Source organism: Natronorubrum thiooxidans, assembly GCF_900156475.1.
Classification (GTDB): domain Archaea; phylum Halobacteriota; class Halobacteria; order Halobacteriales; family Natrialbaceae; genus Natronorubrum; species Natronorubrum thiooxidans.
In genome coordinates, this window is the sequence record NZ_FTNR01000018.1 from 19,094 (window position 1) to 43,940 (window position 24,847).

Genomic DNA, 24,847 nt, shown 5'->3' on the forward strand with positions numbered 1-24,847 from the left:
CCTCAGTCAGCCGTTCCGAGTTTTCGCTTCGTGTACGGTTTGAGCCCGCCCTCGTCGACCAGTTCCTGCAAGAACGGTGGGAGCGGCTCTGCATCGTACGCCTCATCCGTTTCATGGTTGTGAACTACACCAGCGTCGAGATCGAGCGAGATCTCGTCGCCGTCATCGATCCGATCCGCGTCGGGACAGATCATGACCGGCAACCCGAGATTGATTGCGTTCCGGAAGAAGATCCGGGCGAACGACTGGGCGACGACACCATCGACGCCAGCACCGATCAGCGACAGTGGAGCGTGCTCTCGCGAGGAGCCGCCGCCGAAGTTCTCGCCGGCGACGAGGAACTCACCCTCGCTGACGTTCGCCGAAAACTCGGGGCGCAGATCGTTGAACGCGTGGGTCGCGAGTTCCTCGGGATCAGTGGAAACGATGAATCTCGAGGGCGTGATCTGGTCGGTGTCGATGTCGTCGCCGAAGACCCAGGCACGGCCGGGTTCGTCGAGGCTCATCGAACCACCCCCAGGTCGGCAGTGGCATGGTCGTCGTAGCGCTCGGTCTCGATCTCCCGCGGGTCGGTGATCTCGCCGTACAGTGCGGTCGCGGCTGCGGTCGCGGGACTGGCAAGGTAGACGCGGCTGTCCATCGACCCTTCCCGACCGGGGAAGTTCCGGTTCGCCGTCGCCAGACAGACGTCGTCATCGCCGAGGACGCCCTGATGGTAGCCCGCACAGGGGCCACACCCCGCACTCTGGAACGTCGCACCAGCCGCGACGAGCGCCTCGAGAACACCGGTCTCGAGGCATTTCTCGTAGACGGCACCCGAGGCAGGAACGACGATCAGCCGGGTTCCGGGGGCGACCTGCTCGCCCTCGAGGGCGTCAGCGACGACTCGGATATCCTCGTAGCGACCGTTCGTACAGGTGCCAACGAACACCTGATCGACGTCGATGCCGACCACGTCGTCGACGCCGACGGCGTTTTCGGGGTTCGACGGCTTTGCGACCTGTGGCTCGAGGTCTGCACCCTCATAGGAGTGGACAGCCTCGTAGGTCGCGTCGTCGTCGGAAGCGAGGTCAGGGTCGATCGACACCTCGAGATCGGCCTGGTGCTCGAGATAGTCGACGACCCGGTCATCGGGTTCGACGATGCCGGCTTTACCGCCCATCTCGATCGCCATGTTGGCAAGGACGAGTCGTTGGTGAATCGGGAGGTCTGCGATCGCGGACCCGGCGTACTCGGCGGTTTTGTAGGTCGCGCCGTCGAAGCCGACGTCACCAATGAACTTGAGGATCAGGTCTTTCGCGTAGACGCCCTTGGGGAGGTCGCCGTGGACCTCGAATCGAATCGTCTCGGGGACGCGAAACCACAGTTCGCCCGTCGCAAACGTCGTCCCAAGGTCGGTCGATCCGACGCCGGTACCGAACGCGCCGAGGCCGCCGTAGGTCGTCGAGTGTGAGTCAGCGCCGACCACGAGGTCGCCGGGTTCGACGAACCCCTCCTCGATCATTACCTGGTGGCAGATCCCGTCGTTGATCTCGTACTGGTGTGCGCCATACTTCTCAGCGAACGCTCTGACGATGTTGTGGTTGTTCGCTGCCTTGACGCCGTCGGCCGGGGCGTGGTGGTCAATCGTGAAAACGGTGCTGTCGGGGGCGGCTAACTCGCGGTCCTCACCGGTCACGTCCTCGAACGCGTCGATCGCGAGTGGTCCGGTCACGTCGTGACCGATCATCTCATCGACGCGCGCTTCGACATAGTCGCCCGCTCTGACGTCCTCGCCGGAGTGATCCGAGAGGATCTTTTCGGTTATCGTTTTTCCTGTCATAGTGAATCGTGTGTCTGCGTGTTATTTTTTGGGAGCTGGTTGTGCATCCGTCGTCGCGAGCACCTGTTCGCGGGTGCCGCCCATCAGTGTTCGACTCGGCGTTCCGAGCCCGAGCTGTTCCGCGACGGTCTCGGCGACCTCGGTGAGCCGATCGAAGTCGATGTTCGTCTCGATACCCATATCGCGAAGCATATTGGCGAGGTCCTCCGTCGGCGTGTTGCCGACGTCACCGAGCCCGCCGGGGAGGATCGTCCCCCCGCCGAGCCCGCAGACGGAGGCGTCGAACCGATCGACACCACACTGCATCGCCGCGAGCGTGTTTGCGAGGCTCATGCCGTTCGTGTCGTGGAGGTGCAAGCCGACGTCGGCATCGGGGTGGTGGTCGAACAGCGCCGTCAACATGGCTGTCACCTGTCGGGGATCGGCCATCCCCATCGTCGTCGCGAGCGTCACTTCGTCGACGCCAGCCTCGAGGACGCGATCGACGACCGACAGCGTTCGTTCCTGTGGGATCTCGCCTTCGTACGGACAAAAGAAGCTCGTGCCGAGTCCGGCCTCGACTTCGATATCCGTGCCGTCGGCCAACTCGACGATCGCCTCGACCTCTTTGAGGTTCTCCTCGAGGCTCATTCCCTGATTCTTCTGACGGTAGGCGTCACTGATGACGACCAGCGCGTTGACCTTGTCCACGTCGGCCTCGATCGCCCGTTCCATTCCGACGGCGTTTGGCACCAGCGCCCGATAACAGACGTCGTCGTGGCGCTCGATCCGTGCAGCAACCTCGTCGGCATCGCGCAGACTCGGAACCGCTTTCGGATGCGTAAAGGAGGTACACTCGATCTCGTCGACGCCCGTCTCGGAGAGTGCGTTGATCATCTCGACCTTCTCGTCGGTCGGAATGAAATGGGGGTAGCGCTGGAATCCATCACGTGGCAGCATCTCGACGACCGTCGCCGATTCGGGGAGCTCCATCAGATCACCCCCTCGGACTCGAGTTCCTCGAGCACCGCATCGTCGTACTCGAGGAACTGACCGAGGACGGTCTCGGTGTGTTCACCCAGGTCGGAACCGAGGTGGTCGACGCTCCCCGGCGTCTCGCTGAACTTGGGGATCGTGTTCTGGACGGCTGCCTCGCCGAGATCTTTGTCATCGACGGTGATGACGGCATCACGGGCCTGATAGTGTTCGTCGTTCATGATGTCTTCGACGTTGTACACCGGCGCGATCGTCGCGTCGTGTTCTTCGAACGACTCGAGGATTTCCTCGCGCGTGTGCTCGATCATCCACTCCTGGATGATCGCGTTGAGTTCATCGACGTTCTCGAGGCGGCGTTCGTTGTCCACAAATCGCGGATCGTCTTTCAGATCGGGGCGACCAATAGCGTCGAACGTCCGCATCGCGAGTGGCTGGGCGCTTGCGGAAAGTGCGACCCAGCGATCGTCGCCCGTCCGGTAGACGTTCCGGGGGGCAGACGACGTCGATCGGTTGCCGGATCGGCGAGCGATCTCGCCGGTCTGATCGTAGGTAAGCGGGAAGGGGCCGATCAGGTTGAAGATCGGCTCGATCAGGCTAACGTCGATGTACTGGCCGGTCCCGCCGTTGACGTCCCGGTGGTACAGCGCGAACATCACCGAGAACGTCGCGTAGAGGGCAGCGATGTTGTCCGCCAGCCCGGTCGGCGGGAGCAGCGGTTCGCGGTCTTCGAAGCCGTTGACGTAGGCAAAGCCGCTCATCGCCTCCGCAAGCGTCCCGAAGCCGGGCTTTTTTGCGTACGGGCCAGTCTGGCCGTAGCCGGACATCCGTAACATGACGAGGTCGGGATTGTCCTCGGCGAGTTGTTCCCAGCCGAGATTCCATCGCTCGAGTGTGCCCGGACGGAAGTTCTCGATGAGGACGTCGGCTTCCGAGACGAGATCGCGGAAGACGGTCTGGCCGCGTTCGGCGGAGACGTCGAGCGTGACCGAGCGCTTGTTCCGACTGAGGTACTTGTGCCACATGCCGATCCCGTCTTTCTGGGTGCCGAAATTACGGATGTGGTCGCCGTGTTCTGGATGTTCGATCTTGATCACGTCAGCGCCGAAATCGGCGAGAAACCGACCGACGGTCGGTCCGGAGATCATCGACCCTGCTTCGATAACGGTGAGCCCATCGAGTGGGCCAGGTTCAGTTGTTGACATGGTGTCTGAATCGTATCTGCGTATAATATAGTCTCGTTATTCGTTGTCTTAAACTGGCCGGTCGATGTGTGTTCCCGAACCTGGTTCAGCGATGACCTCGCCGTCCTCGTATGCGACCTCGCCGCCGACGATCGTCTGTGTCGGCCAGCCAGTTACGTCTCGACCCTCGTAGATCGAGTAGTCGGCGACGCTTTGCAGCAGTTCCGGTGTCACCGTCTTCGTCTCGTCCAGATCGACGACCACGAGGTCGGCATCGCTGCCGACGCGGATCGTCCCTTTCTTCGGATAGAGGTTCCACGCTTTCGCGGTGTTCGTACTGGTCACCTCGACGGCGCGCTCGAGCGAAATTCGGCCCTCGTTGACACCCTCCGAGAGGATCAACGGGAGCATCGTCGCACTCGAGGGGAAGCCGAGTTTACTCTCGCGAATCGTGTCGCCGATCTTCTCCTCGGTCGTGTTCGCACAGTGGTCGGTCCCGATACAGGAGATCGTGCCGTCCGCGAGACGGTTCCAGAGCGTCTCCTGATCGGCTGCACCGCGGACGGGTGGGTTGACCTTCATGCGGTCGTCACACTCCTCGGTCGTCAGCGTCAGATAGTGGGGACAGGTCTCTCCGGTGACGTCGTAGCCCGCCTCCTGTAGCGTTGCGAGTTCGTCCGCCGTTCGGCCGGCGCTGACGTGGACGGCGTAGAAATCGTCGTCGTAGCCGTGTTGCCGGGCGAGGCTCGCGCCGGCGACGAGGCTCTGGGCTTCCGCGTAGTCGGGGAACTCCTCGACGAACACCTCGTACCCCTCCTCGGGCGCGTCGTCGTCGGCTTCGGTCTCGATGTAGGGGTTCCCGCCCGCGAGGGCGTTCGTGATCTCGACGTTCTCGGAGTGATAGCCGAGCGTCGTCGGCACGTCCTGGTCGGCCAGCGCCTCGATGAACGCGCTGCCGAAATCGTCGCGCATCTCACAATCGACGCCGAACTTCTCGCTGGCGGCGTATTTGTAGTTCATATACCACTTGAACGTCGTGATCCCGAGTTCCTCGACGATCAGTGGAATCTCCTCGACGTGTTCGAACGAGAGCAAGCCAAGCGAGAAGAAATAATCGTGGCGGTAATTGTCCTCTGCCGCCGCGAAGTAGTCGTCCATAATTTCCTCGTAGGACCCCGCTCGTCGGAAGAAGTTCCCGGTTGCGGTCACTCCGCCGACGAGATCTGATCGGCTCTCGGTCTCTGCGTCCTCCTCGAGCGAGTTGTAGATCCCGTGGTGGGTGTGGGGGTCGATCGCGCCCGGAAGCACGTGATTGCCGTCGGCGTCGACGACCTCGTCGCCCTCGAGTGAGCCAGAGCGGCCGATCGCAGCGATCTGGCCATCCTCGGCAGCCACGTCGGCCTCGAGCAGTCCGTCTTCGGTGACGAGTGTGCCGTTCGCGATGACGAGGTCGTAGCTCACGCCGTCTCACCCATGCTCTCGAGGTAGTCCTCGACCTCCTCGGTCTCGAGTACTTCCGCATACTTCATCCACATGTCGAGGAGGCCGATCTTGTGTGAGGCTTCGATGCGATCGAAGATGCACTCCTGTGGGAGGACGACGTCGAACCCGTGTTGCTGGGCATCGACCGTCGTCGCCCGGACACAGCCGCTGGTGGAGTTGCCAACGACGACGAGCGTATCGATGTCGTTTCGGTTCAAGCGGGCGAGCAGGTCGGTGCCGTAGAACGCGCTCGCGTAACTCTTGTCGATAACGGTGTCGGCCGGTTCCGGTGCGACGGGATCGACGATCTGGAGATCCTCGTGTTCAGGATCGTCGTAGGAACTCGGCACGACACGCGTGTAGCCGACCGGGATATCGTTCTCGCGAGCGAACGACAGAAAGTCCGCGATTCGATCGACAGCCTCCCAGGCAATATCACCCATCGCAGTTCGATACTCCTCGACCGCCTCGAGAATCGGAACGTCGTCACCGACGATCAACTGCTGGACGTCGATAACAAGCACCATCGGGTTTTCGCCCGCCCCACGCGATTCCCACGACGATGCGCCGTCCTTGTCGTATCCTGCTTTCTCGATCACTCGTTTATCCTGTTCCGAGAGCAAGTCGTCCCAGATCCGGTTCGTCATACACTGACTCGTGTCGTGCGAGCGGTTATAAACCTGCGCACACGTACAGTTCTGTTGACAGGACAGGGGTGGACGAAGTGCAACCAAGACAACAGTTCGGATCGAGCCCGTGTCTATCCGAAGACGACTCATGTCTGTCCGAATACTGAGCTAGTCGTCGATCGACGATGCGGCGTGCACGCCAGCGAGCCGGCCGAGACCGAGGGCAGTGGTGAGTCCGTTCCCACTGAGGTAGCCACCGGCACCGTGGCCGCTAACACCAACCGCTGTTCCGCCACCGGCATAGAGATTCTCGACGACGCCCCCCTCAGATTTGCGGACGCGGCCGTGTTCGTCGACGACCAGTCCCCCCTGCGTATGGAACAGCGACCCAGTTACTGTCGCCCCGTAGAACGGTGGCTCGAGGACGGATCGGCCGTCGCTGCGGCCGACCGAATCCGGTTTCCCGTCGCGAATAGCGTCGTTGTACGACTCGAGGGCATCAGCCGTCGCTGCCGGATCACAGCCGAGTTCCGTCGCCAACGTTTCGATATCGGGTGCACTGAGATACGAGCCGAGTTCGACCGCTTCGTCGAAGTCGTCGAACTCACCCTCGAGTTTCTCGAAGATCCGTTCGTCGAAGATTTCGTACGCGACACTGTCGGCTTGTTCGACGACGTCAATCGCCAGCGCCGAGTATCCTTTCGCCTCGTTGCCGAAGCGGTTGCCAGCCTCGTTGACGAGGAACCCACCGTTCATGATGACGGCGTACGTCGAGAGCGCTCCCGTCCCCTGAACGACCGTCGCGTGTCCCTGGTAGGAGTCCATACAGGCCAGTTCGGCGTCGAGTGCGGCACCCCAGCGAATGCCGTCACCGGTGTTGCCGTCCGAACCGAAATACAGCGCATCAGAAATCTGCCCACAGTGGCGCTCAACCATCCGCCGATTGCCAGCAAAGCCATCGGTTGCGAGGATGACCTTCTGTGCGCCGATCACTTCCTCGTGTGTCTCGCCGGCGACGGCACCGACGACTGTGTCACCATCGGCCACAAGTTGCCTGACGGGGGTGTGCAAAAGCAACTCGATATTGTCCGTAGCCTCGATTCTCTCGCCAAGTTCCTCGATCAGGTTCTCGCCATTGCGCCCGTCCGGCGCGTGCATCCGATACGTTGAGTGTTGTGGATACGTGAAATCGTCGACGAACTGTAACGTGATATCCCAGTCGTCGACCAGCCAGTGAATCAGGTTCGTACTCTCGGTACAGAGGTGTTCGACCATCGCCTCGTCGGCCTCGTAGTCGTTTTTCTCGAGGATATCACGAGCCATATCGGCAGGCGTCTCGTTGATTCCCGCCTCGCGCTGGAACCGAGTCCCCGCGGCGGGAATCATCCCCGTCGACAGCGACGTGTTCCCTCCCAACCGGTGTGATTTCTCGAGGACAGTGACCATCCCATCCGTTCGATCCGCCGCCGCAAGCGCAGCGACGAGTCCCGTACCGCCACCGCCAGCGATGAGCACATCCGTTTCGACGTCGACTGTGACGTCTGCGGCGTCGCGGACCTTTGGTACTGAATCGTCTATCGTCTGCTCGCCGAACTCGGGTTCTGCCATAGTACGAGATTCGTGCGGTCTCCTATGTAAACTTATCCCGAACATCGGACGTTCGAAGCCACGGTATCTGATCGACGAACGATCCGCAGACGAACAATGTCGTTCGGCAGAAGGGAACAGCCACTCGAGAGAACGAGTATCAAGAATGGCAGATCCTACCCAGACAATAATAAACACTCACATAGGGAAGTACCCACATACACACGGCGAAACACCCGTTGCCACAGCGCCACCCGTTTGGGTACACAGAACAGCTGTTCGGCTAGAAAGAACTTAGAGCCTCGAGAACCAATCACAGCGTATGACCGCCAGCACACCGGGTCGAGTTCAGTCGGTGGAAACGACCTTCGAGGTACTCGAGTACATCCGAGACAACGAGGGCGCAGGCGTGACTGACGTCGCAAACGCCCTCTCAGTCTCGAAGAGTACGGCCCACGGCCACCTCTCGACGCTTACATCGCTTGGCTACGTCGTCAAGACCGACGGAACGTATCGAGTCGGGCTTCAGTTTCTCGAACTCGGACATCACGCGCGCGCTCGTTACAACCTGTATGAGGCAGCAAAGTCGGAAGCCGACCAGCTCGCACAAACGACAGGCGAACGGTGTCAGGTGATGGTCGTCGAGGATTTCCGCGGCGTCTATATCTACCAGACTGCCGGCGAAAAGGCAGTCCAGACTGACTCCCACATCGGGAGCACCGTTGACCTCCACTGTACTGCCGTCGGCAAATCCTATCTCGCATCGCTTCCCGCGGCCGACCTCGAGGCGTATCTCGAGGACGTCAGTCTATCGGCCAGAACCGAGCACACGATCACGGACCGGGAGGCGTTTCTCGAGGAACTCGAGAAGATCCGCGACCAGGGCTACGCGCTAAACCTCGAGGAGCGAATCACCGGGATGCGTGCCGTCGGCGCGCCGATTCTCACCGAGGGAGGTGACGTTCTGGGCGCGATCAGTGTCTCGGTTCCAACGACGCGCATCGAAGACACCGTCCACGAGAGTGACCTTCCGGAACAGGTCCAACGGAGTGCTCGAGTGATTACGATCAAAACGACCTATAGCTGAACGTCTCGTTCGGGACAGCCGAACAACGGATACGGTTCCATCCGAGGAGACCAGCTCATCGCAGTATCGATACCAGACAGCGACTAACTCGTATCGACAACGATCGGATATCGGTTCGCCGTTCGGGAGTACAGAACGCAGTGTCGCTGAAACAGTGAATGCAGTGTCGCTGAAACGGTGAGTGAAACGACTCTTGTAGGGGTCGAGTCGTCTCTGAGTCGGGCCAAGCATGTTTTACACTTGTATGGTCGTAATTCATAGTTCGTATGGGCGCAGTGCAGTCAGTTCGAATCGGCAACAAGACAGCGCTATTCCGAACACCGAGATAATTCAGGTGCCATGAAAGCGATCTTAGAAGATATTTAAGATTATAGAGAGAATAGTAGATATATAATTTAAAATATGATTGTGTCTCTGAGAGAGATTGCTGAACGAGATCAACAGAGAGACGTCGTTATTTTTCAGAGATCACTACAAAAGAAGTGAGTGAAGTGTATTTAGATGCGTTGTAACGGAGAGTGTCGACCAGTACAGTGCTGTCACTCCAAGTTCTCGATCAGCAATTGACCCGCCGTTCAGTAGTACAGTACTGGCAGAATATCGATCTGATAACGTCGATCGATGTGATATACTAGTATTAGAAACTAACAGTATTAGAAAGTGTATGTGACAATATTAGAAATAGTGTACGAATCTAGCAGAAGCTCAAATTGACAGTGTACAGTAGAAGCTCAAATTGACGGAGGATACAGGGCCAGAGTTCGAGAGTCGGACAGCGAGCTGTCAACTAAATTGCGACAGTGTCGTTTCTTCGCGGACGTTAGAAAGGCGATCGACGTCGTCGAGAACTTCGTTGACTGTCTCTGGGTTTATTTCGAGGTCGTACTCCCAGTACTTCCCACCCGACTCTCCTTTGTTCTTTTCTGTAATAGAGAGAAACCCTTTCAGCGCGAGCTGGCTTAGCTTGTCGTGGATGGTCCGTTGGGCCTTGGGTGTGATCTGAATATTCTCACAAACCTGCTCGTAGACGTTATAGACTGTTTTTCTCCGTGCGGGGAGTTTTCCTCGTTCTTGTAAGAGTGCAATAGATTGTAACAGAACATGATACTGTGTCGGCAACGAGTAGAGTTCCTTTTCGACGATAACACGTTCTAACTGCTCAGACGCCTCACGCACGTGTTCTTCAGTAACAGTTGCATCTTGATGTTTTCGAGCAAGGCGACCAGCAAGGCGAAGAATCTCGATCGCATCTCTTGCACTACCAGTATCTTGAGCGACGATTGCAGCCATGTATTCGATAAGGCCCTCGTCGAGTACTCCGTCCTTGAAAGCGAGTTCGGCTCGCTGTGAAAGAATCTCCTGCAGTTGGGGTGCGTCGTACGTCGAAAAATGAATTTCGTCTTCCTTGAGTGTCGAGCTCGCGCGCGCAGAGATGTTTTCTCGAAAGGTGAAATTGTTCGAAATCCCGATAACGCCAACCATCGTATCGACGTGTCCGTTCGCCTTTGCTCGTGGGATCTGATATAAGAGAGAATCATCCGTCCCTAGACTGTCGACCTCGTCTAGCACGATCATGACGTGTGTCGCATCGAGTGCGTCGATCTCGCGCCAAAGCATATTCAACACGTCGGACCGAGAGTGTCCAGTCCCTTTGATCCGGTCTTCGAAGTCGAGAAGTTCATTGACAGTATCGACTGTTGCTTGATACGACGTCTTGTCCTTGCAGTTGACCCAGACGTGCTCAAACGAGACGTCGTCTTGGTCTTCGACCGCGTCGCTTAACGCACCGAGAATTCGACGGGTTGCAACAGTCTTTCCGACGCCAGTCTCGCCGTATACGAGGATATTGTTCGGTTCGTCCCCAGTCTTGATATCCTCGAGCGCGAATCGGTAGTCGTACATCTCCTCCTCCCGGCCAGGAAGTTCATCAGGAACGTACGTCTCGCGAAGGACGCTCTTGTCCTCGAAGATTTCGTTTTTGATGTCGAAGAGTCCCATAGAGGGAGATATCAGTCAACCGTATTAAGCCTATTCCACCAGCTTGCGTGTGTCTCGTATGACTCATAGAGGGGGGACACACAGACACCGTTTTGCAAGTGTCTCTGCTAGGAAAGAGGTGGGGTGGTAGAAGAGCGGTTAAATGAGTGGGGATACTGGAGAATATGGTGAATAAAATAGGTTCGATTTCGGAGGTATCCACCCACACGACTCTTGTAAAATCGAAGCCTTTTAGTAGTGCTGGATTTAACCAGAACCGTATTGCAACTAGGAAGAAGCAAGGGAGGTCAAAGACCGACCGCTTCTGGTTGTTCCAAGCTTGAAACCCGCGAATTCTCGATTCGCGTAGCAGCCGGTCTTTCTGATTCTCCAGCCGCTGTTCGGATAGGGGCCACTCTCGTGAGTGAAGACACTTGCAAAACGGTGTCTGTGTGTTCGGAACTTAACCTCAACACTCCAACACTTCCAATCGATTCCAACCAGACACATGCAAAACGGTGTCTCCGGTATCTAATTCTGGAATATCATCCATCCGCTGCTCTATTTCGACAGCCTGGACACATGCAAAACGGTGCTAAGACACATGCAAAACGGTGTCTCCGGTATCCGATTCTGGAATTTCACGTCTCTCATGATGTCTCTCGACCATCCAAGACACGTGCAAAATGGTGTCTGTCAGTCCGACGTGTTGAATTTTCTTCTCTCGAGGCAGTTCTCTCAGCCGCTTTCTCTCGAGGTGTTTTTCTCGGTCGCTGACAAAATCGCTAAAAGACATGAGCAGATCGGTGTGTTTTGGCTAGATATGACACATGCAAAACGGTGTCTGCCTACTGAGAATCAAGGAACGAGTCTGTTTTTCCATGTCGCCGAAACAGGGAGATTTAGGCACAGAGGAGCCACTGAACAGCAGTACACAGCCGATCGCACGACGGTTTTGTAATTAGTGCGTGATACGGACTGCTGTAATCAATCACCTCCGATCATCGACCCCATCTCTGGTGATCGGCGGTAAATCGGTACAGCAGACCGTATGAACCACTCGTAAGCCCCGCCGCATTTGCCTCGACAGCCTGTAAACAAAAGCGACCTGTTGGCCTCGTGTTTTTGTAGCTGGCTCTCCTGAATTGCGACTGTGACCGTGCGAGACAACGGTAGGCCCTCGAGCAGTGAGGTTGACGGTATCGCACCCGGTGAAGGATCGGCTTCGAAATCCGTGGACCGTCCATCGTTTGACGACAGTGCTGTCAGTGAGGAAATCGAGCCTGTCCATGACGTTCCTGGTGGTGTCGACACCGCAACGGTAGACGATCACGACGCTGCCGTTTCTGTTACCGGTTTGAAAAAACGCTTCGGTGATGGAACGGCTGCGATCACCGCCGTCAATGACGTCTCGTTCGAAATCGAAACCGGATCGATTGTCGGGTTGTTAGGGCCAAACGGCGCCGGAAAGACAACGCTCATCAAGTCGATCCTTGGAATGGTCCTTCCGGATGGAGGGACTGTTCGAATTCGGGGCATCGACGTCTATGACCGGCCGCGTGATGCGTACGCGTCCGTCGATGCGATGCTCGAGGGAGCGCGCAACGATTACTGGCGGTTGACCGTTCAGGAAAACCTCCGATATTTTGCTACGATCAGCGGTGTCGATCCGGATTCAGTGCGCGAGCGCCATGAACGGCTCCTGACGCAGCTAGGACTTGCCGAAAAAGCAGATGTCCCCGTCCGCGAGTTATCACGTGGAATGAAACAGAAAGTATCGTTGGCGAGCGTTCTCGCCGGGGGAGCGGAGGTCGTCTTTCTCGATGAGCCAACGCTGGGGTTGGATATCGAGAGTTCACGAACGCTCCAACGGGAGTTACGACGGCTCGTCGAGGAGGAGGACCTGACCGTCGTTCTCAGCAGCCACGATATGGACGTCGTCGAGACGGTCTGTGATCGTGTCCTCATCATGTCCGACGGAGCGGTGATTGCAGATGACACTGTCGACGCGCTTCTTTCCGGGACCGATCTTCACTGCATCGAGATTACGAGTAGCGATCTCGTCGCGTCGGTCGTTTCGACCCTCGAGAATCAGTTCGAGACGATCACTGTCGAGCCACGCGACCGTGGTAGCCGGATCGAAGTGACGACCGACAGTGACGGGCTGTACGAGTTGCTGGCACACCTCCGTGCCAACGACGTCACGCTTGAGCGGGTGCGAACGATCGAACCGGACCTCGAGGACGTCTTTGTGGACTTGACGACGCTCGAACGGAGGGATGAATAATGGTTCGCCAACATGGCACCGGTGAGACGCCACGTCCCGCTGGATACTATCACCTCGCACGGGCCGTGCTCTACCGCGAATATCTAATTTTCGTCCGCTATCCCGCCAACGCCATCGGCGGAATCATCATCTCGGTGTTCTTCTTTGGCGTCCTTTTTTACGGCGGACAGATGGTCGCTGGGCAGGCACTCACTGACTCGATCGAGGGGATTATCGTCGGCTACTTCCTGTGGACGCTATCGGTGGGCGCGTACTCCGCTATTTCGAACGATATCGCGAGTGAGGTTCAGTGGGGAACCCTCGAGCGCCACGTGATGACGCCGTTCGGGTTCGCGCCCGTTGCGCTGTTGAAAGGCGTTGCAAAGATCGTCCGGACGTTCATCACCTCGACGATAATCCTGGCCGTAATGATTGGGATTACCGGCACCACGCTCCAGTTGAATCTGTTTACGATCGCCGTCGTCGCGACGCTCAGCATCGTCTCGGTGCTTGGACTTGGCCTCGCAGCCGGTGGCGTGACGGTGCTCTACAAGCAGATCGGGAACTGGCTCAATCTCCTCCAGTTCGGGTTCATCGTGCTCATTTCCGCACCCGCGTTCGATCTCGGATGGATGCGATTCCTCCCGCTGGCTCACGGCAGCGCACTTCTCCAGCGGGCGATGGTCGACGGCGTACGACTCTGGGAGTTCACACTGACCGACGTTGGACTGCTGATCGGCATCGCTGCTGGCTATCTGGCGTTGGGGTACGTCGTCTTTCAGTACGCGACTCGTCGGGCGCGGCGTCTCGGCGTTCTCGGCGACTACTGACGGATGCAAACTACGACCGTCACCCATCTGATCACCCACTTGCCGTTCAGTCACCCACTTGCTATTCAGCCGTGACTCACAATCGAATCTACGCACGGAAATCGACACACGACCTCGAGCGCTGGTCCGTTGGCACGATCGACTCGATCACTGAACGAGATGGTCACTGCGTCTTCGAGGTACCGGTGAGCTATCGAATTTACTCGAGGCCGCTATGGAGATCCCTGCTGATCTCGAGCGGTAACCAACGAGTGCTCTCGAGTGCGGAACGTGATTCGCTGATCGACGCTCCTGGATGGGTGTGGGGTGGATCAATCGGACGCTGAATCCGACTCGACCCCGTTATCCTCGGTTGATGTGTCGTCTTGGTCGCCGATGTGTTCGGCTTCGCCGTCATCATCGGTCAACTCGCCAGCTCTGTCGTCAACGTATCCGGCTTCGGAGTCGTCGTTGACCGAGTTGTCGTTGACCGAGTTGTCGTTGGCCGAGTCGTCGTCCTTATCGTCAGCTTCCTCATTTTCGGCGTCATCGGCTGTTTGCTCGTCGGTCGGGTCGGTTCGGTCTGCTCTGCTACCATCTTCGTCCGACGGAGCTGTTTGGTCTGTCTCATCACTCGTGTGGGGAACGTCGGGCGCTTCCGACGTCGCTGTGCCGTCCTCGTCTCCAGTCAATTTAGCATCTGATTCTGCTGGTTGTGGTGCGGTGTCGCTGTCTCCTGAGGGCTCGTTTCCATCTGAATTTCCGCCCTCAATCGTCATCTCGTCAGTTCCGACCGTTTCGTCCCCGCTTATCTCATCGTCGACAGCCGTCTCGTCTCCGGCTTTGGCCTCGTCCTCGCTTGTTGTGTCGTCTCCGGCTTTGGCCTCACTTTCGACCGCTTCACCGCTGTTCTGCTGATTTCCGGGCACTGTTCCAGAATCTCCGGCTTCGACTGAGCGCGAGGTTCTATCTGGACCGTCGTTGTCGACCGAGCCGTTTTCGGAGTCGTTGGCCTGGCTGGTCGTGGGATTCTTCGGTGGAGCATCGTCGATGTCTACCACCGAGAACGAGTCCGCAGTGGCGAACGTTCCCGAGACCGATTCGGTGTCGGTGAACACCGCGACGGTGGCCGCGCCACCAGCGAAGCCGGCCGTCGCGACGAGGAGGCAGACGATACCGACGGCGAGCGTGCGCGTTCCTGTCATTCGGATTCCTCTGTCGAGTCGTCCGTCGACACCGGTTCAGTCGTCTCTGCCCATTCGATTTCCGAGTCGATCTCCGTCGCTTGCGCTGGTGCGGTGTTCACCGATCCCGCCGGCTCATGCTCGGCCGTGACTGCTTTGTCCACGCTCGAGTCCGTTGCAGCCTGATCTGCGATCACCACACTCGAGCCGCCGTCTGTCGCCGGAGCCACGTCGTCGGCGACCGCTTCGGAGTCAGTAACCGGATTCACCGCCGTCTGATCGGAGCCGGGCATCCCAAAGCGAGTGGACAGCAACAGTCCGCCGACGACGAGCACCGAGAGCGTCGCCGCGAACGCCACCGAAATCGCTAGCGTGGTCCGTAGCTCCAAGGCGACGTGGACCGCGTAGGCTGCGGTAAGTGCCAGAACCCCCGTCGACAGTTGCAGGTCGGTCGGGGTGATGGTGAGCTCGCCGGGTGTCACCTCCGTCGTCGTGGGCGACGCCGGAGCGGCGCTGTCGCTGCTATCGGCGTCGGCCGTCGAAGACTCGTTTGGCCGCCTGGCGCGCACGAGCGACCACAGTTCGGTTACGACGAGCAGCCCCATGGGGACGGCGACGAGCAGGACGAACCCGAGCGGCGTGCTCACGGCCTGAATCGCGTAGCCGAGGTACGGAATCGTAGGACGACGACGCCCAGGACGTTCGCTCCCGGGACCGGGCTTGCGTCCACGTTGCTATTCGCATCACCTCTCGTTTCGAAGGCGACCCCTGTCTCGCTTGCTTCGACACCCACGACACGGTGTGTCACTGGCGTCTCTTCGGTGCCTCGAGTGAACGTAATCACGTCGTTCGTTTCGATCGTTGCCGGCGCTCGGTCGGCGACGATCACCACGTCACCAGGGTCAATCGCCGGTGACATGCTTCCCGAGAGCACGACGAAACTGTACTGTGCGCCGATTACACCCGGAACCGCGTAGATGACGAACGGGACGACGAGGGCGATCAGGAGGAGCAATCCGATTCCGTTTGCGAGTTTCTTGTAGTTCATTTATATGTCCACCTCACAGAGGGGGTTGCCGTCGGTGTCGACCGCCTCGAGGACGGTCAGACTGTACGTTCCGTCGGCGATCACGAGCCCCGGCCCAAACGGCTGTGAACAGCTGATGTGGAAGTCGCCGATGGTGGTCCCGTCGACGACGACGTCGAAATCGGGACTCCCTTTGATTTCGGGCGGCTCGTGGAGGACTGCGGTGAACGTCTCTCCCGGTTCGACGGTTCGTTCGAACTCGATCGTGTCCGAACGTCGCAGCAGTTCCAGTGTCGTCTCGCCGTCCGGCCCGTCGTACGCGAAGGTTGCCTGTGCGATTCGATTCCCATTTTGTTCGGGACAGGCGACGCAGTCCGGCGGCTCCTCGCAGGGCGCAACGCTCGCGAATGGATCACTCGCACTGTCCGCATCGACGTGACGGCACTGTTCGGCGACCAGTTCGACCGTAAATTCGGTCGTCTCGCCCGCCACCGAATCCGGAACGTCGTCGGGCAGTTCCCACTCGAGTTCGAGATCGATCGCCGTTTCGGGGTCGGTACAACTCGCGAGTCGAACCCCGGTGGCAAGTGTTCGCGAGACGGCCGAGAGGCTGCCCGCAGCGATCGTGTCACCGTCGACGCGGAAGACGACTGCAAGCGCTTCCCCAAGCGCGTCGCTGATCGGTGGACAGCGCGTCCGGAGCCAGAGTCGCGCAGGGTTTGTCTCGACGGTCAGGGAGACTGTGATGGTGTCACCGTCGCCGCGGTCGAGCCCGTCAAACGCGAATGCCAGTCGGCCGTCGACGATCGAACACGCGTCGCAGTCGACGTCGATGGCGATCGAGCCGGTCTCGAGTGCGTTCGTCACGCGCTGGCGGTCGCTCAAATACGCGCCGGTGCCGACGCCGGCGACCGTGCCAGCGGTTCCAATGGCGCCGACTGCGGCGAGTATCTGGCGGCGGCTCAGCCCGATCGAATCCTGGCTCATCGGCCACCTCCACACTGTTCTGCGCCGACTGCGAGTTCGAACTCGAGGGACTGGCCTTGCCACTCGTTTGTGGCCGATTCGGTGACCGTCCAGGCGAATCCAAGGCAGAGCCGGTCTCCTTCGGCGAGGCAGTCGCCGAAGCCGTTTCGAAGCCGGAGCCCGTCGGTTCCGGGCCCGTACATCTCGCCGAGTTCGGCGAGGGTCAACTCCACGTCGGGATCGTCGGGTATCGCTCCCGTTCCGGTACAGCCGCCGATGCCGAATAGTCCGGTATCGTACCAGAGTGCGACGTCGACGACCTCGCTGAGATCGCCCGAAACGGTCGGTATCAGTCTGACCCGCGCATCCATTGCCTCTGCGAAGAGTCCAAGCGCGATCGTCCCGGTGTCCCCTGGGAGCACGTTCGACGCCGCAATCAGGGGGCCGTCCGTTGCCGCGTCGTAGCCGTCGACAGTCGTCTCTGTGGATGGATCCTCCGCAGGCTGTTCGGTTTCGTTCGCCGTCGGCGTCGCGTTCACGACGTGACCGTTGTAGGTGCTGTACCAGGCGACGCGAAGTCGTGGTCCGTTGTCGTCGGTCCGAGCGTACGTGTAGTCCGTATAGTCCGGCGTGTCGCTCGTCACGGTCGCTCCTCGGAATCCGAGGGTAACGAGCCCGGTGGCGCCGACGCCGCCGAGTAGCTTTCGCCGGGTGATAGTCGATGTGCGTTGTGTCACTGTCGTTCCTCAGTTTTTCAGCCGGCTCCGCCAGACTGGCCATGGTCGTCTCTCGTGATCGCTGCGGAATGCATCGATAGCTGTCCCCCTTCGGCAGGGATATGAATGATAGTCATACCACCTGTAGACGGCTCCGGCAGGGCAATGCTACCGCCCGTCGCCGCCGTAGCAGGTCTGGCTTACCACTGCCAGTGGCGTGCGTGTCTGCCCGCAAGCGGCTCCTGTACTCGTGCCTGCGGAACCGAGATCGGCCCACAATCCTCGGGAACGTCCGAGTTCGGTTTCGTTGTTTCTCACGCCTCCTCTTAGACGACGTCCCACCGGCGGCGTCGAACCGCCGTCCCGCGGACCCGATTCGCGTCACGAGCGCTCGGCGGTGCCGAGGATATCGTACTCCAAGTGGGATCGAACCGTCAGCTGTCGGCTCGGCCACGAAGTTCGCCGTCGCCACCGCTTCAGTTGGTTGCCGTCTCTGCAACGAAGTTGTGCCGGCACTGCTCGGTGTAGAGCCCGAGATCGAACTCGAGTGAGGCGCCCTGAACGTCGTTGTTGTCCATCGTCGCCTCGGGATCGCTCGAGCGAATCGGGAACGCCCAACTGAAGCCGACACAGTGGGTCATCCCAGGTTCGAAACAGTCGATGCCGTCCTCACGCGGCACGGCATCGATGATCCGTCCGGGGTCGCTCTCGAGGACGTCGAACACCTCGGCGAGGGTTCCGCAGGCGACGACCTCTTCCGGGAGGATTTCGATCGCGACCTGTGCGAATAGGCCGGGGATCGACGTCGGGTCGTCGATGTTGAAGAAAAACGCCGGGTCGCCGCCGTAGGCGAACGGATCACCGCTGAAGGTCGCGGCCGTCGCGCCGCTGACGTCGATCGGCAGTCCCGCCGGCCCGGCCATCACGCGCTGGGTAAACTCGGCGCGGGAGTCGCCAGCATCGTCGCCGACGATGAAGATGCTCGTCGCGTAGTCGGGGTCCGTACGGGCCGCGTTCGCGGCGCTCAGCAGGTCCTCGAACCGATCGTTCGTCAGGCTCCCACCGAAGTATGGCTCGCCGTCCGTGAACGTGATCGACTGTGGCTTGCGGCTGTCGTCGACTCGTCCGTCGAACAGATCCATGAGTTCGCCGAACCCTTCCTCGAGGGCGGTCCCGGTCCCGTCGAACAGGTCGTCGAGTTGGTCTCGAAGGTTCCGTAACGGCGCGTCGCCGCTCCCGTCGAGCGTGATCAGGTCGGTGATGGCTGACGTGAACCCGTCGCCGTCGGGATCGCCCCAGCCCCCGATATCCACGGATGTGATGACGTTTGGGCCGGGGTTGCTCGAGTCACCGTCGTTGCTGTAGCCGTCGAAGAACACCGCACCGATGCGGAAGTCGTCGGCGTCGATGTCCGGATCGGCGTCGATTTCTCCCTGCAGGAGATCGATGAAGTCGATGACGCCTTGCTCGACGAGATCGATCTTTGCGGTCTGGCTGTAGGACGTCTCCCCGTACTCGGCGTTACCGACCGTGATCGAGTCACTGGTGACGATCCCGCCGTACTGCGAGTACAGCATCGAGCCCGAGAAGTCGATCATCAACACGAGATCGGACGGCTCGAGGTCGTCGTAGACGTTGTCACAGTCCTCGTCGCGCCAGAGCTTCGCACGGAGGTAGTCCGCAAGCTGGCCGTCGCCAGCGCCGGGCGTCTCCCCGGTAACCTCACCGTTCATCCAGACGTAGCCGGGGTTGTCACAGAGCGTGAACCCGAACGTGACCTCCCCTTCGTCGCCGGGTTTGATGTCGGCAAGCGAGATGGCCGGCCGTGGTGCCTTCCCGAGGGTCTCGAAGTCACCACACGAGAGCGGGAGGTTGCGCCCGTCCGCAGGGTCATCGTTCGGATTGTTGACGTAGGTTAGGTCGCCGAGTGACTGGATGCCGTCGCCGTCGTGATCCGGGTACGCATTGACCCAGGGGCGGCCGGCATCGCCGTAGTCGCCCGGTCGGACCGACTGGTCCGCCCCGTAGTAGAGCTGCTGCCAGCTGCCGTGCATGGTAAGCTGGCCGGCGGTGAGCGTGTTTCCGTCGAACGATTCCTGGTCGCTGAAGTAGGCGGCCGTCCCGAGTCCCGCGCCGACCGACGCGACGCCGATCGCGCCGAGTCCGCCGAGGATCTTTCGTCGGGAAAGACCGACCGTCTTGTCGTTGGTAGTCATGGTATGTCCCCGATGGGGAAGCCCACTTGCGGAGTCGAACCGCCCCGATAACCCGCGATCACGGTCGTACCGGCCGGTCCGCGAGCGTCCGATCGCCCGCTACCGGGTGGGTGGTCAGTCGAAAGCCGGACGGCTACTCAGGGTGAGAGTCCCATCGCGTTGTCCAGGACGCTTGCTGCGTCGTTGTGGCGCGCCTGTTCGGCGTAGAACGTCATGCTCGAGGTCAGCGTCGCCCCCTGGATCTCGTTACCAACGTCCGTTGGGATCGTCACGTCCAGACAGACGGTCACCGTCTCGCCGGGTTGGAACGTCACCGCTCCCTCGTCGTCCGAGACAATGATGCCGCTCTCGAGGCTCGCAAGGAGGTCGGCCAACGAGCCGTAGGCCTGCTCGTGTTCGACACCGTCGACGGTGGTCGTGAGCGTCGCCGTCGCCGACTCACCCAGCGTCGAGAGATCGGCCTCGTCGTCGATGTCCCAGAGATCGTCCAGATTGACGTTCTCCGCGTCGACACCGTTTTGTTCGTCCGAATCGCCGACCACGACGACGTAGCCGGGGTTGTCACCGACGGTGATGTCCCAGCAGAATTTGTACTCGTCACCGGGCTTTGCGTCCTCGATATCGATCGGTGACTGCACCCAGATACCGTCCTCACCTGCTCCGTTCTCGTATGCAGCTTGGTCGGGACCCATGCCATCCTGGTCGAGGTGCTGGACCGATTGCTTGACCTCGAGGCTGAACGATCCTGCCGTGATCGTGTTGTCCGAGAAGGTCTCCTGGTCGCTGAAGTACGCTGTCGTTCCCAGGCCCGCCCCCGCGGAGGCGATGCCGATCGCGCCAATGCCACCGAGCACGCGTCGGCGGGACAGTCCAATGTTGCTGTTGTTGTCGTCGGTCATGGTTGTGCTCCCGAGCGATCGGCGGGAACCTCGAGGCACCTCGTGATCGATCGGGTATTTCTCCAGGGGGGAGCACCCCTCGTAGTTACAAGTTGATACGTCACTGTGGAACGACACACTTGGTCCCGAAGCGCCGAGTCAAACCACCCGTTCGGCGGCAGTAGGGTCTCCAAGCCGGGTTTCCAGCCCGATTCGTGGCTATACATGGTGACACTACCGGATCGCTCGAGCGGCGGTCAGGGTTGCGTACCGCCCGACGGATGACCGGATGGATCAGCGTGTATTGTAGCACGCTGACAGTACCGTCAGTGGTACGCAAAACATGCTGACGTGTCTCGGTGGCTAACTATTCAGCAATCCTCATGTTCCGAACGAACTCCCTCTCCGAAGGGGACATCTACGAAATTCTGTCGAACAGCCGCCGCCGCGAGACGATCCGTCACCTGTCGGCGGTACGCGACTGCTCGGTCTCGCTTCGGGAGTTGTCGGTTGCCATCGCGACGGCCGAGACCGGCCAGTCGCCGCCGCCGCAGACCGCCCGCGAGAGCGTTCGGAGTTCGCTCCACCAGACACACCTACCGAAGCTCACCGAACTAGGCGTCGTCAACTACGACTGTGACACCCGGACCGTGACCCTGCGTGACCACGCACGTGACGTAGACCGCTACATGACGGTTATCACTCCGTATGGACTCACTTGGGCAGAGCTGTACCAGGCCCTCGGCGTGTTTTCGCTCTTGACTGTCCTCGCGTCGCTCCTCGAGGCCCCGCTTGTCGGTGCGATCGATCCGCTGTTGTGGATCAGCGGCTCACTCGTTGCCTTCGCTGTGGCGATCGCCACCCAGCTCTGGTCGAATCGCTGGACCGTACTCCGGGCACTTCAGCGCTGAGTGGGCAGACAGTGGACCGATTGTGGAACCGTCTCCGCGCTCAGCGTCGAGTTGTCACGCCGAAAAGTAGTACTGCACAGTGGGCCGACACGGGCTCCAGTCTCGGTCAGACGGCTGCGAACGGGTTTGCGGTCCCGTCGTTGTGACGGTACTGGTCGGCAGCGAAGCCGATCGCGAACTCAATGGCGTCGGTCTGGACCTCGTTGCCGACGTCGGTGGGAAGTTCCCACCCGAACCCGAAACACCGAGTCACGGAGTTGCTGAAGCAGACGCGCTCTTCGTCCTGCAGGTTCGCATGCAGCGGGATCCCGTCCTCGAGTGCATCTATCACTTCGCGCAGGGTCCGTTCGGCGATGACCGCCTCGCCGGTGAGCACGACCGATGCGATCTGTGCGTAGATACTGATTCGGTATCTCCAGCGGTAACTACAGGGAATACACGTACCATTATTTTCCGGGCAAACACTTCTGAGGAGAGAGGTAGTTGGCATTCGAAATTCAGCGTTTATCGTCAGAGCCGTCGGACTGAATATCAGTCGATAGCGAGAACGTCCTGATTGGCACAGTTATGCGGTCGTCGATCAGGACGTGTGCGTCTCCAGTACGTATAGGAGTTCCTCACACAGATCGTTGGGATAGTATCGGATCATCTCACTTTGCGAATCCCAATCGATCAGATTCGATTCGTTCAGTTTCGGCAGATGGACGTGGAACAGTTCTGTTCGTAGCGACACCTCGTCTGCCACAGAATCAATGTATCCCACCAGCTCGTCCATCGTTGCTGTATTATCCGGTTGTCCGTCGAGAAACTGAAACGTTTGTCGACGGTACTGATGAGCGAGCAGCTGAAGCAATTCATTAGAGCCAGTTATGGGTGAAACGAGGTTCATTGGAATTCGTCCCTCCACTGCCGAAATGAGTAACAAAGGTATAAGCGTGTCGTGCATACAACCTTGGAGGTTGCGGATTTCACACCACAATCGTAAAAATCTGCAAATTTCAGTTGTCGGGCGCGAGGCTCATTATTGTGATATGTCCTGTTTGAAATGCCCCCATGGCTGACTGTAGTTTTTCGTGATGATCTCTGAGCTATGGACGTTGAGTCCGTATTCGTTCAACTCGTTCGTGAGCCGGATGAGATCACCCGTGCCCGTTGCGATCGTTTCGATGTAAAGATTATTTTCGCTAGTAATCATTTCGATGACGTTGACGACACCAACGATATCGAGAACGTCGCTGGCGACGTTCGTCCGATCATTCGGGTCGGCCGTACAAATGAACAAAAGTCGGAGCGAAAAGCCCGCTTTTTCGTAGTTGATTTTGGGTTCGTAGCCTTCGATAACACCTTCCTCTTCCATGTTATCGATCCGGTTGCGGACGGTACTGGGCGAGACATCAACGTACTCTGCAATCTCGTTGATCGTCACTTTCCGGGCATCCCTCTGGAGCGCGAATAACACGCCTTCATCGATGGAGTCGATATCGACCCCATCATCGTTCTCTACAGCCGACTCATATTCAGTATCGGAAGCAATCTCTTCATCTGCCATAGGATGGTTAGCACAGCGAGACGAAAGAAGGTTGACTCCAACGGTCAATAGGCAGGTGTAGTGAACGGGTAGCTCATCTTAGTTGACAAAAAGAAACGTCACGCCAATTGTTCTATGTCTCCCTCGTACTCTACTCAACCGCTACAACGTGCTCCTTGTGGTCGCGCGTCCAGTACGTCGTCGGGCCTCCGGGACTACAGTCCGCACACAGCTGTAGCGAGCCCTCGAGATGGCCGACTTCGACGCGGAACCGCGTGAGGGCTGCAAGTGCGTCGACGACCAATCCACAGCCATCGCAAGCATGGTGGTCACGCTTGTTAGGACCGGGCGTCTCCTGCGTCGCACAGTCGATACAGATTGGGTGGGTAACTCGCTCGTCTTGGCCCCACGTATGCGCCTCGCCAGACTCGAGCGCGTCAGGGGCTTTCAGTGTCTGTATCTCGGTCTCACCTTATGGAATTCCGAATGATCATGTAGCGGTACCCGAATCACCAGAAACCGGTGTCGCCACGCAGTTCGACTGTCGATCGACTCCATCGAAACAGCGTGCTCTCGACGCTGCCAGACGAAGACGTCTTGATTAATTCGTGCATCTGTTGTGCTTTATTCCAGATCTAGTTCATGTATCTACCCAATTGGCGCAAGATTGTTATTAACTCAAAAGTTATCTAGTAAATAATATAAAAATAATAACGTATATGTGTTTGTGGATGTTTAACGTGCTCATGGGAAAACGCTCGTCGTGGGGGGCTGAGCGGGGAATCTCGAAAACTGATCAAACAGAGCGGGAGTCAGGGAACGATACGCAACTGTCGAGAGATGCGGTGTTCAAAACGCTCTCGAATCGGCGTCGCCGCCTCACACTTCAGTATCTTTCCGAACACGGCACAACTGACGCGCCAGTTCGTCTCCGTGACCTTGCTGAGTGGATCGCAGCTGCAGAAAACGACGTTCCCGTCGAAGCAGTTACGTACAAACAACGCAAGCGCGTCTACACGTCGCTGTACCAATCTCACCTGCCAGCGCTCCATCGAGACGGCATTGTCCAGTACGATCGAGCCCGCGGGACCATCTCGATGACACCCGTTGCCAGCACGTTCGATACATATCTCGGATTCGCTCCGCAGACCACTCCCGTCTGGCCGCTGTACTGGCTCGGACTCGGTGTCGGTTTGCTACTCATCGCGGGTCTCTCTTGGTTCGATCTTGTTTCTCTACCGATCTCCGGTCCTTTCTTTATGCTACTGGTGTCTGTCGTGGTGTTCGTGTCTGCCGTTTTATTTGCACACAGTAAGGACCGACGCTAATACCGGACTCACGCCCGACGAATGCCCCACCCCTGAAAACAATACAGCCCCTTTTTTCGAGAGTTCACACGCGGTTCGAAACTGGTCTCCGTTCGAGGCGCTCTGGCCCGTTCGCATGGTCGCCTCGGTTGGGTATACTAAGAACGGGCCCACAAGCGGTTCTTCTGGGAACAGATCCGATTTCATTGGTCTTTAGCTAAGCCTCAGCAGCCGGTTGGATGGTAGTAGCGAGCTGTTCTTGCAGGATTGGTCGTTGCCTGTGGATCTTCTGAGCGTCT

24 protein-coding genes and 1 pseudogene are annotated in these 24,847 nt (G+C 59.0%); 6 read left to right on the forward strand and 19 right to left on the reverse strand.

Annotated elements, in window-relative coordinates:
• Window positions 1-2 precede the first annotated feature (2 nt).
• The 7 genes from BW940_RS18125 to BW940_RS18155 all read right to left on the reverse strand — a co-directional run bounded on the left by BW940_RS18125 (window position 3) and on the right by BW940_RS18155 (window position 7,697).
• Window positions 3-506 (reverse strand): 3-isopropylmalate dehydratase small subunit, encoded by a 504-nt coding sequence (locus BW940_RS18125; RefSeq protein WP_076610613.1) that lies wholly within the window; start codon window positions 504-506, stop codon window positions 3-5.
• Window positions 503-1,822: a 3-isopropylmalate dehydratase large subunit gene (locus BW940_RS18130; RefSeq protein WP_076610614.1), complete on the reverse strand. Its 1,320-nt coding sequence runs from the start codon at window positions 1,820-1,822 to the stop codon at window positions 503-505. The genes BW940_RS18125 and BW940_RS18130 overlap by 4 nt, the downstream gene beginning before the upstream one ends.
• Before the next feature lie 21 nt (window positions 1,823-1,843).
• Window positions 1,844-2,794, reverse strand: coding sequence for a hydroxymethylglutaryl-CoA lyase (locus BW940_RS18135; RefSeq protein ID WP_173834915.1), 951 nt, complete (start codon window positions 2,792-2,794; stop codon window positions 1,844-1,846).
• The gene (locus tag BW940_RS18140) at window positions 2,794-3,999 is read right to left on the reverse strand and encodes a CaiB/BaiF CoA transferase family protein (protein WP_076610616.1); all 1,206 of its coding nucleotides are present in this window, start codon (window positions 3,997-3,999) and stop codon (window positions 2,794-2,796) included. Before BW940_RS18140 ends, BW940_RS18135 begins: the two co-directional genes overlap by 1 nt.
• 48 nt (window positions 4,000-4,047) lie before the next feature.
• The gene (locus tag BW940_RS18145; protein ID WP_076610617.1) at window positions 4,048-5,439 is read right to left on the reverse strand and encodes a dihydroorotase; all 1,392 of its coding nucleotides are present in this window, start codon (window positions 5,437-5,439) and stop codon (window positions 4,048-4,050) included.
• Window positions 5,436-6,107 (reverse strand): isochorismatase family protein, encoded by a 672-nt coding sequence (locus BW940_RS18150; protein WP_076610618.1) that lies wholly within the window; start codon window positions 6,105-6,107, stop codon window positions 5,436-5,438. Before BW940_RS18150 ends, BW940_RS18145 begins: the two co-directional genes overlap by 4 nt.
• A gap of 150 nt (window positions 6,108-6,257) precedes the next feature.
• Entirely contained in the window at window positions 6,258-7,697 is a 1,440-nt protein-coding gene (locus BW940_RS18155) for an FAD-dependent oxidoreductase (RefSeq protein ID WP_076610619.1), read from the reverse strand.
• A 301-nt stretch (window positions 7,698-7,998) separates the two neighbouring features.
• Here BW940_RS18155 and BW940_RS18160 point away from each other — a divergent pair, with 301 nt between their 5' ends.
• Window positions 7,999-8,763 (forward strand): IclR family transcriptional regulator, encoded by a 765-nt coding sequence (locus tag BW940_RS18160; protein ID WP_076610620.1) that lies wholly within the window; start codon window positions 7,999-8,001, stop codon window positions 8,761-8,763.
• 783 nt (window positions 8,764-9,546) lie between these two features.
• On the opposite strand, the gene BW940_RS18165 is transcribed toward BW940_RS18160, so the two are convergent.
• Window positions 9,547-10,761 (reverse strand): Cdc6/Cdc18 family protein, encoded by a 1,215-nt coding sequence (locus tag BW940_RS18165; protein WP_076610621.1) that lies wholly within the window; start codon window positions 10,759-10,761, stop codon window positions 9,547-9,549.
• Between the two features lie 1,255 nt (window positions 10,762-12,016).
• Here BW940_RS18165 and BW940_RS18175 point away from each other — a divergent pair.
• From BW940_RS18175 to BW940_RS22700, 3 genes and pseudogenes are all read left to right on the forward strand, one after another.
• A complete protein-coding gene (locus tag BW940_RS18175) occupies window positions 12,017-13,027 on the forward strand; it encodes an ABC transporter ATP-binding protein (protein WP_394329410.1) in 1,011 nt (336 codons plus the stop codon).
• Window positions 13,027-13,836: an ABC transporter permease gene (locus BW940_RS18180; RefSeq protein ID WP_076610624.1), complete on the forward strand. Its 810-nt coding sequence runs from the start codon at window positions 13,027-13,029 to the stop codon at window positions 13,834-13,836. Before BW940_RS18175 ends, BW940_RS18180 begins: the two co-directional genes overlap by 1 nt.
• A 71-nt stretch (window positions 13,837-13,907) precedes the next feature.
• Window positions 13,908-14,018 (forward strand): annotated as a pseudogene (locus BW940_RS22700) (DUF7861 family protein); the annotation flags it as partial.
• A gap of 129 nt (window positions 14,019-14,147) precedes the next feature.
• On the opposite strand, the gene BW940_RS18190 reads toward BW940_RS22700, so the two are convergent.
• From BW940_RS18190 to BW940_RS18215, 7 genes are all read right to left on the reverse strand, one after another.
• Window positions 14,148-15,020: a putative sodium/potassium/calcium exchanger gene (locus tag BW940_RS18190; protein ID WP_076610626.1), complete on the reverse strand. Its 873-nt coding sequence runs from the start codon at window positions 15,018-15,020 to the stop codon at window positions 14,148-14,150.
• Complete coding sequence (locus tag BW940_RS21195; RefSeq protein ID WP_143823938.1) at window positions 15,017-15,646, reverse strand: hypothetical protein; 630 nt, start codon at window positions 15,644-15,646, stop codon at window positions 15,017-15,019. Before BW940_RS21195 ends, BW940_RS18190 begins: the two co-directional genes overlap by 4 nt.
• Window positions 15,643-16,047 (reverse strand): signal peptidase I, encoded by a 405-nt coding sequence (locus BW940_RS21200; protein ID WP_143823939.1) that lies wholly within the window; start codon window positions 16,045-16,047, stop codon window positions 15,643-15,645. Before BW940_RS21200 ends, BW940_RS21195 begins: the two co-directional genes overlap by 4 nt.
• The gene (locus tag BW940_RS18200) at window positions 16,048-17,013 is read right to left on the reverse strand and encodes a hypothetical protein (protein WP_076610627.1); all 966 of its coding nucleotides are present in this window, start codon (window positions 17,011-17,013) and stop codon (window positions 16,048-16,050) included.
• A complete protein-coding gene (locus BW940_RS18205) occupies window positions 17,010-17,729 on the reverse strand; it encodes a hypothetical protein (RefSeq protein ID WP_076610628.1) in 720 nt (239 codons plus the stop codon). Before BW940_RS18205 ends, BW940_RS18200 begins: the two co-directional genes overlap by 4 nt.
• Before the next feature lie 455 nt (window positions 17,730-18,184).
• On the reverse strand, window positions 18,185-19,924 hold the full coding sequence (locus tag BW940_RS18210) for a SipW-dependent-type signal peptide-containing protein (RefSeq protein WP_076610629.1): 1,740 nt from the start codon (window positions 19,922-19,924) through the stop codon (window positions 18,185-18,187).
• A 137-nt stretch (window positions 19,925-20,061) separates the two neighbouring features.
• A complete protein-coding gene (locus tag BW940_RS18215) occupies window positions 20,062-20,823 on the reverse strand; it encodes a SipW-dependent-type signal peptide-containing protein (RefSeq protein ID WP_076610630.1) in 762 nt (253 codons plus the stop codon).
• 338 nt (window positions 20,824-21,161) lie between these two features.
• Between BW940_RS18215 and BW940_RS18220 the strand changes: the two genes are divergently transcribed.
• Window positions 21,162-21,713: a DUF7344 domain-containing protein gene (locus BW940_RS18220; protein WP_235847854.1), complete on the forward strand. Its 552-nt coding sequence runs from the start codon at window positions 21,162-21,164 to the stop codon at window positions 21,711-21,713.
• Window positions 21,714-21,819: 106 nt separating this feature from the next.
• On the opposite strand, the gene BW940_RS18225 is transcribed toward BW940_RS18220, so the two are convergent.
• The 4 genes from BW940_RS18225 to BW940_RS22170 form a co-directional block, all read right to left on the reverse strand.
• Window positions 21,820-22,089 carry a hypothetical protein gene (locus BW940_RS18225; RefSeq protein ID WP_076610632.1) on the reverse strand — a complete coding sequence of 90 codons (270 nt, stop codon included), beginning with the start codon at window positions 22,087-22,089 and terminating at the stop codon, window positions 21,820-21,822.
• A gap of 204 nt (window positions 22,090-22,293) precedes the next feature.
• Window positions 22,294-22,659: a DUF7344 domain-containing protein gene (locus BW940_RS22705; protein WP_143823940.1), complete on the reverse strand. Its 366-nt coding sequence runs from the start codon at window positions 22,657-22,659 to the stop codon at window positions 22,294-22,296.
• A gap of 75 nt (window positions 22,660-22,734) precedes the next feature.
• A complete protein-coding gene (locus BW940_RS18235) occupies window positions 22,735-23,262 on the reverse strand; it encodes an Lrp/AsnC family transcriptional regulator (protein ID WP_084776808.1) in 528 nt (175 codons plus the stop codon).
• 130 nt (window positions 23,263-23,392) lie between these two features.
• Window positions 23,393-23,701, reverse strand: a complete 309-nt coding sequence (locus BW940_RS22170; RefSeq protein WP_076610634.1) for a DUF7558 family protein — start codon at window positions 23,699-23,701, stop codon at window positions 23,393-23,395.
• A 286-nt stretch (window positions 23,702-23,987) separates the two neighbouring features.
• Between BW940_RS22170 and BW940_RS18245 the strand changes: the two genes are divergently transcribed.
• Window positions 23,988-24,569 (forward strand): DUF7344 domain-containing protein, encoded by a 582-nt coding sequence (locus BW940_RS18245; RefSeq protein ID WP_084776809.1) that lies wholly within the window; start codon window positions 23,988-23,990, stop codon window positions 24,567-24,569.
• The last annotated feature ends 278 nt before the right edge of the window (window positions 24,570-24,847 follow it).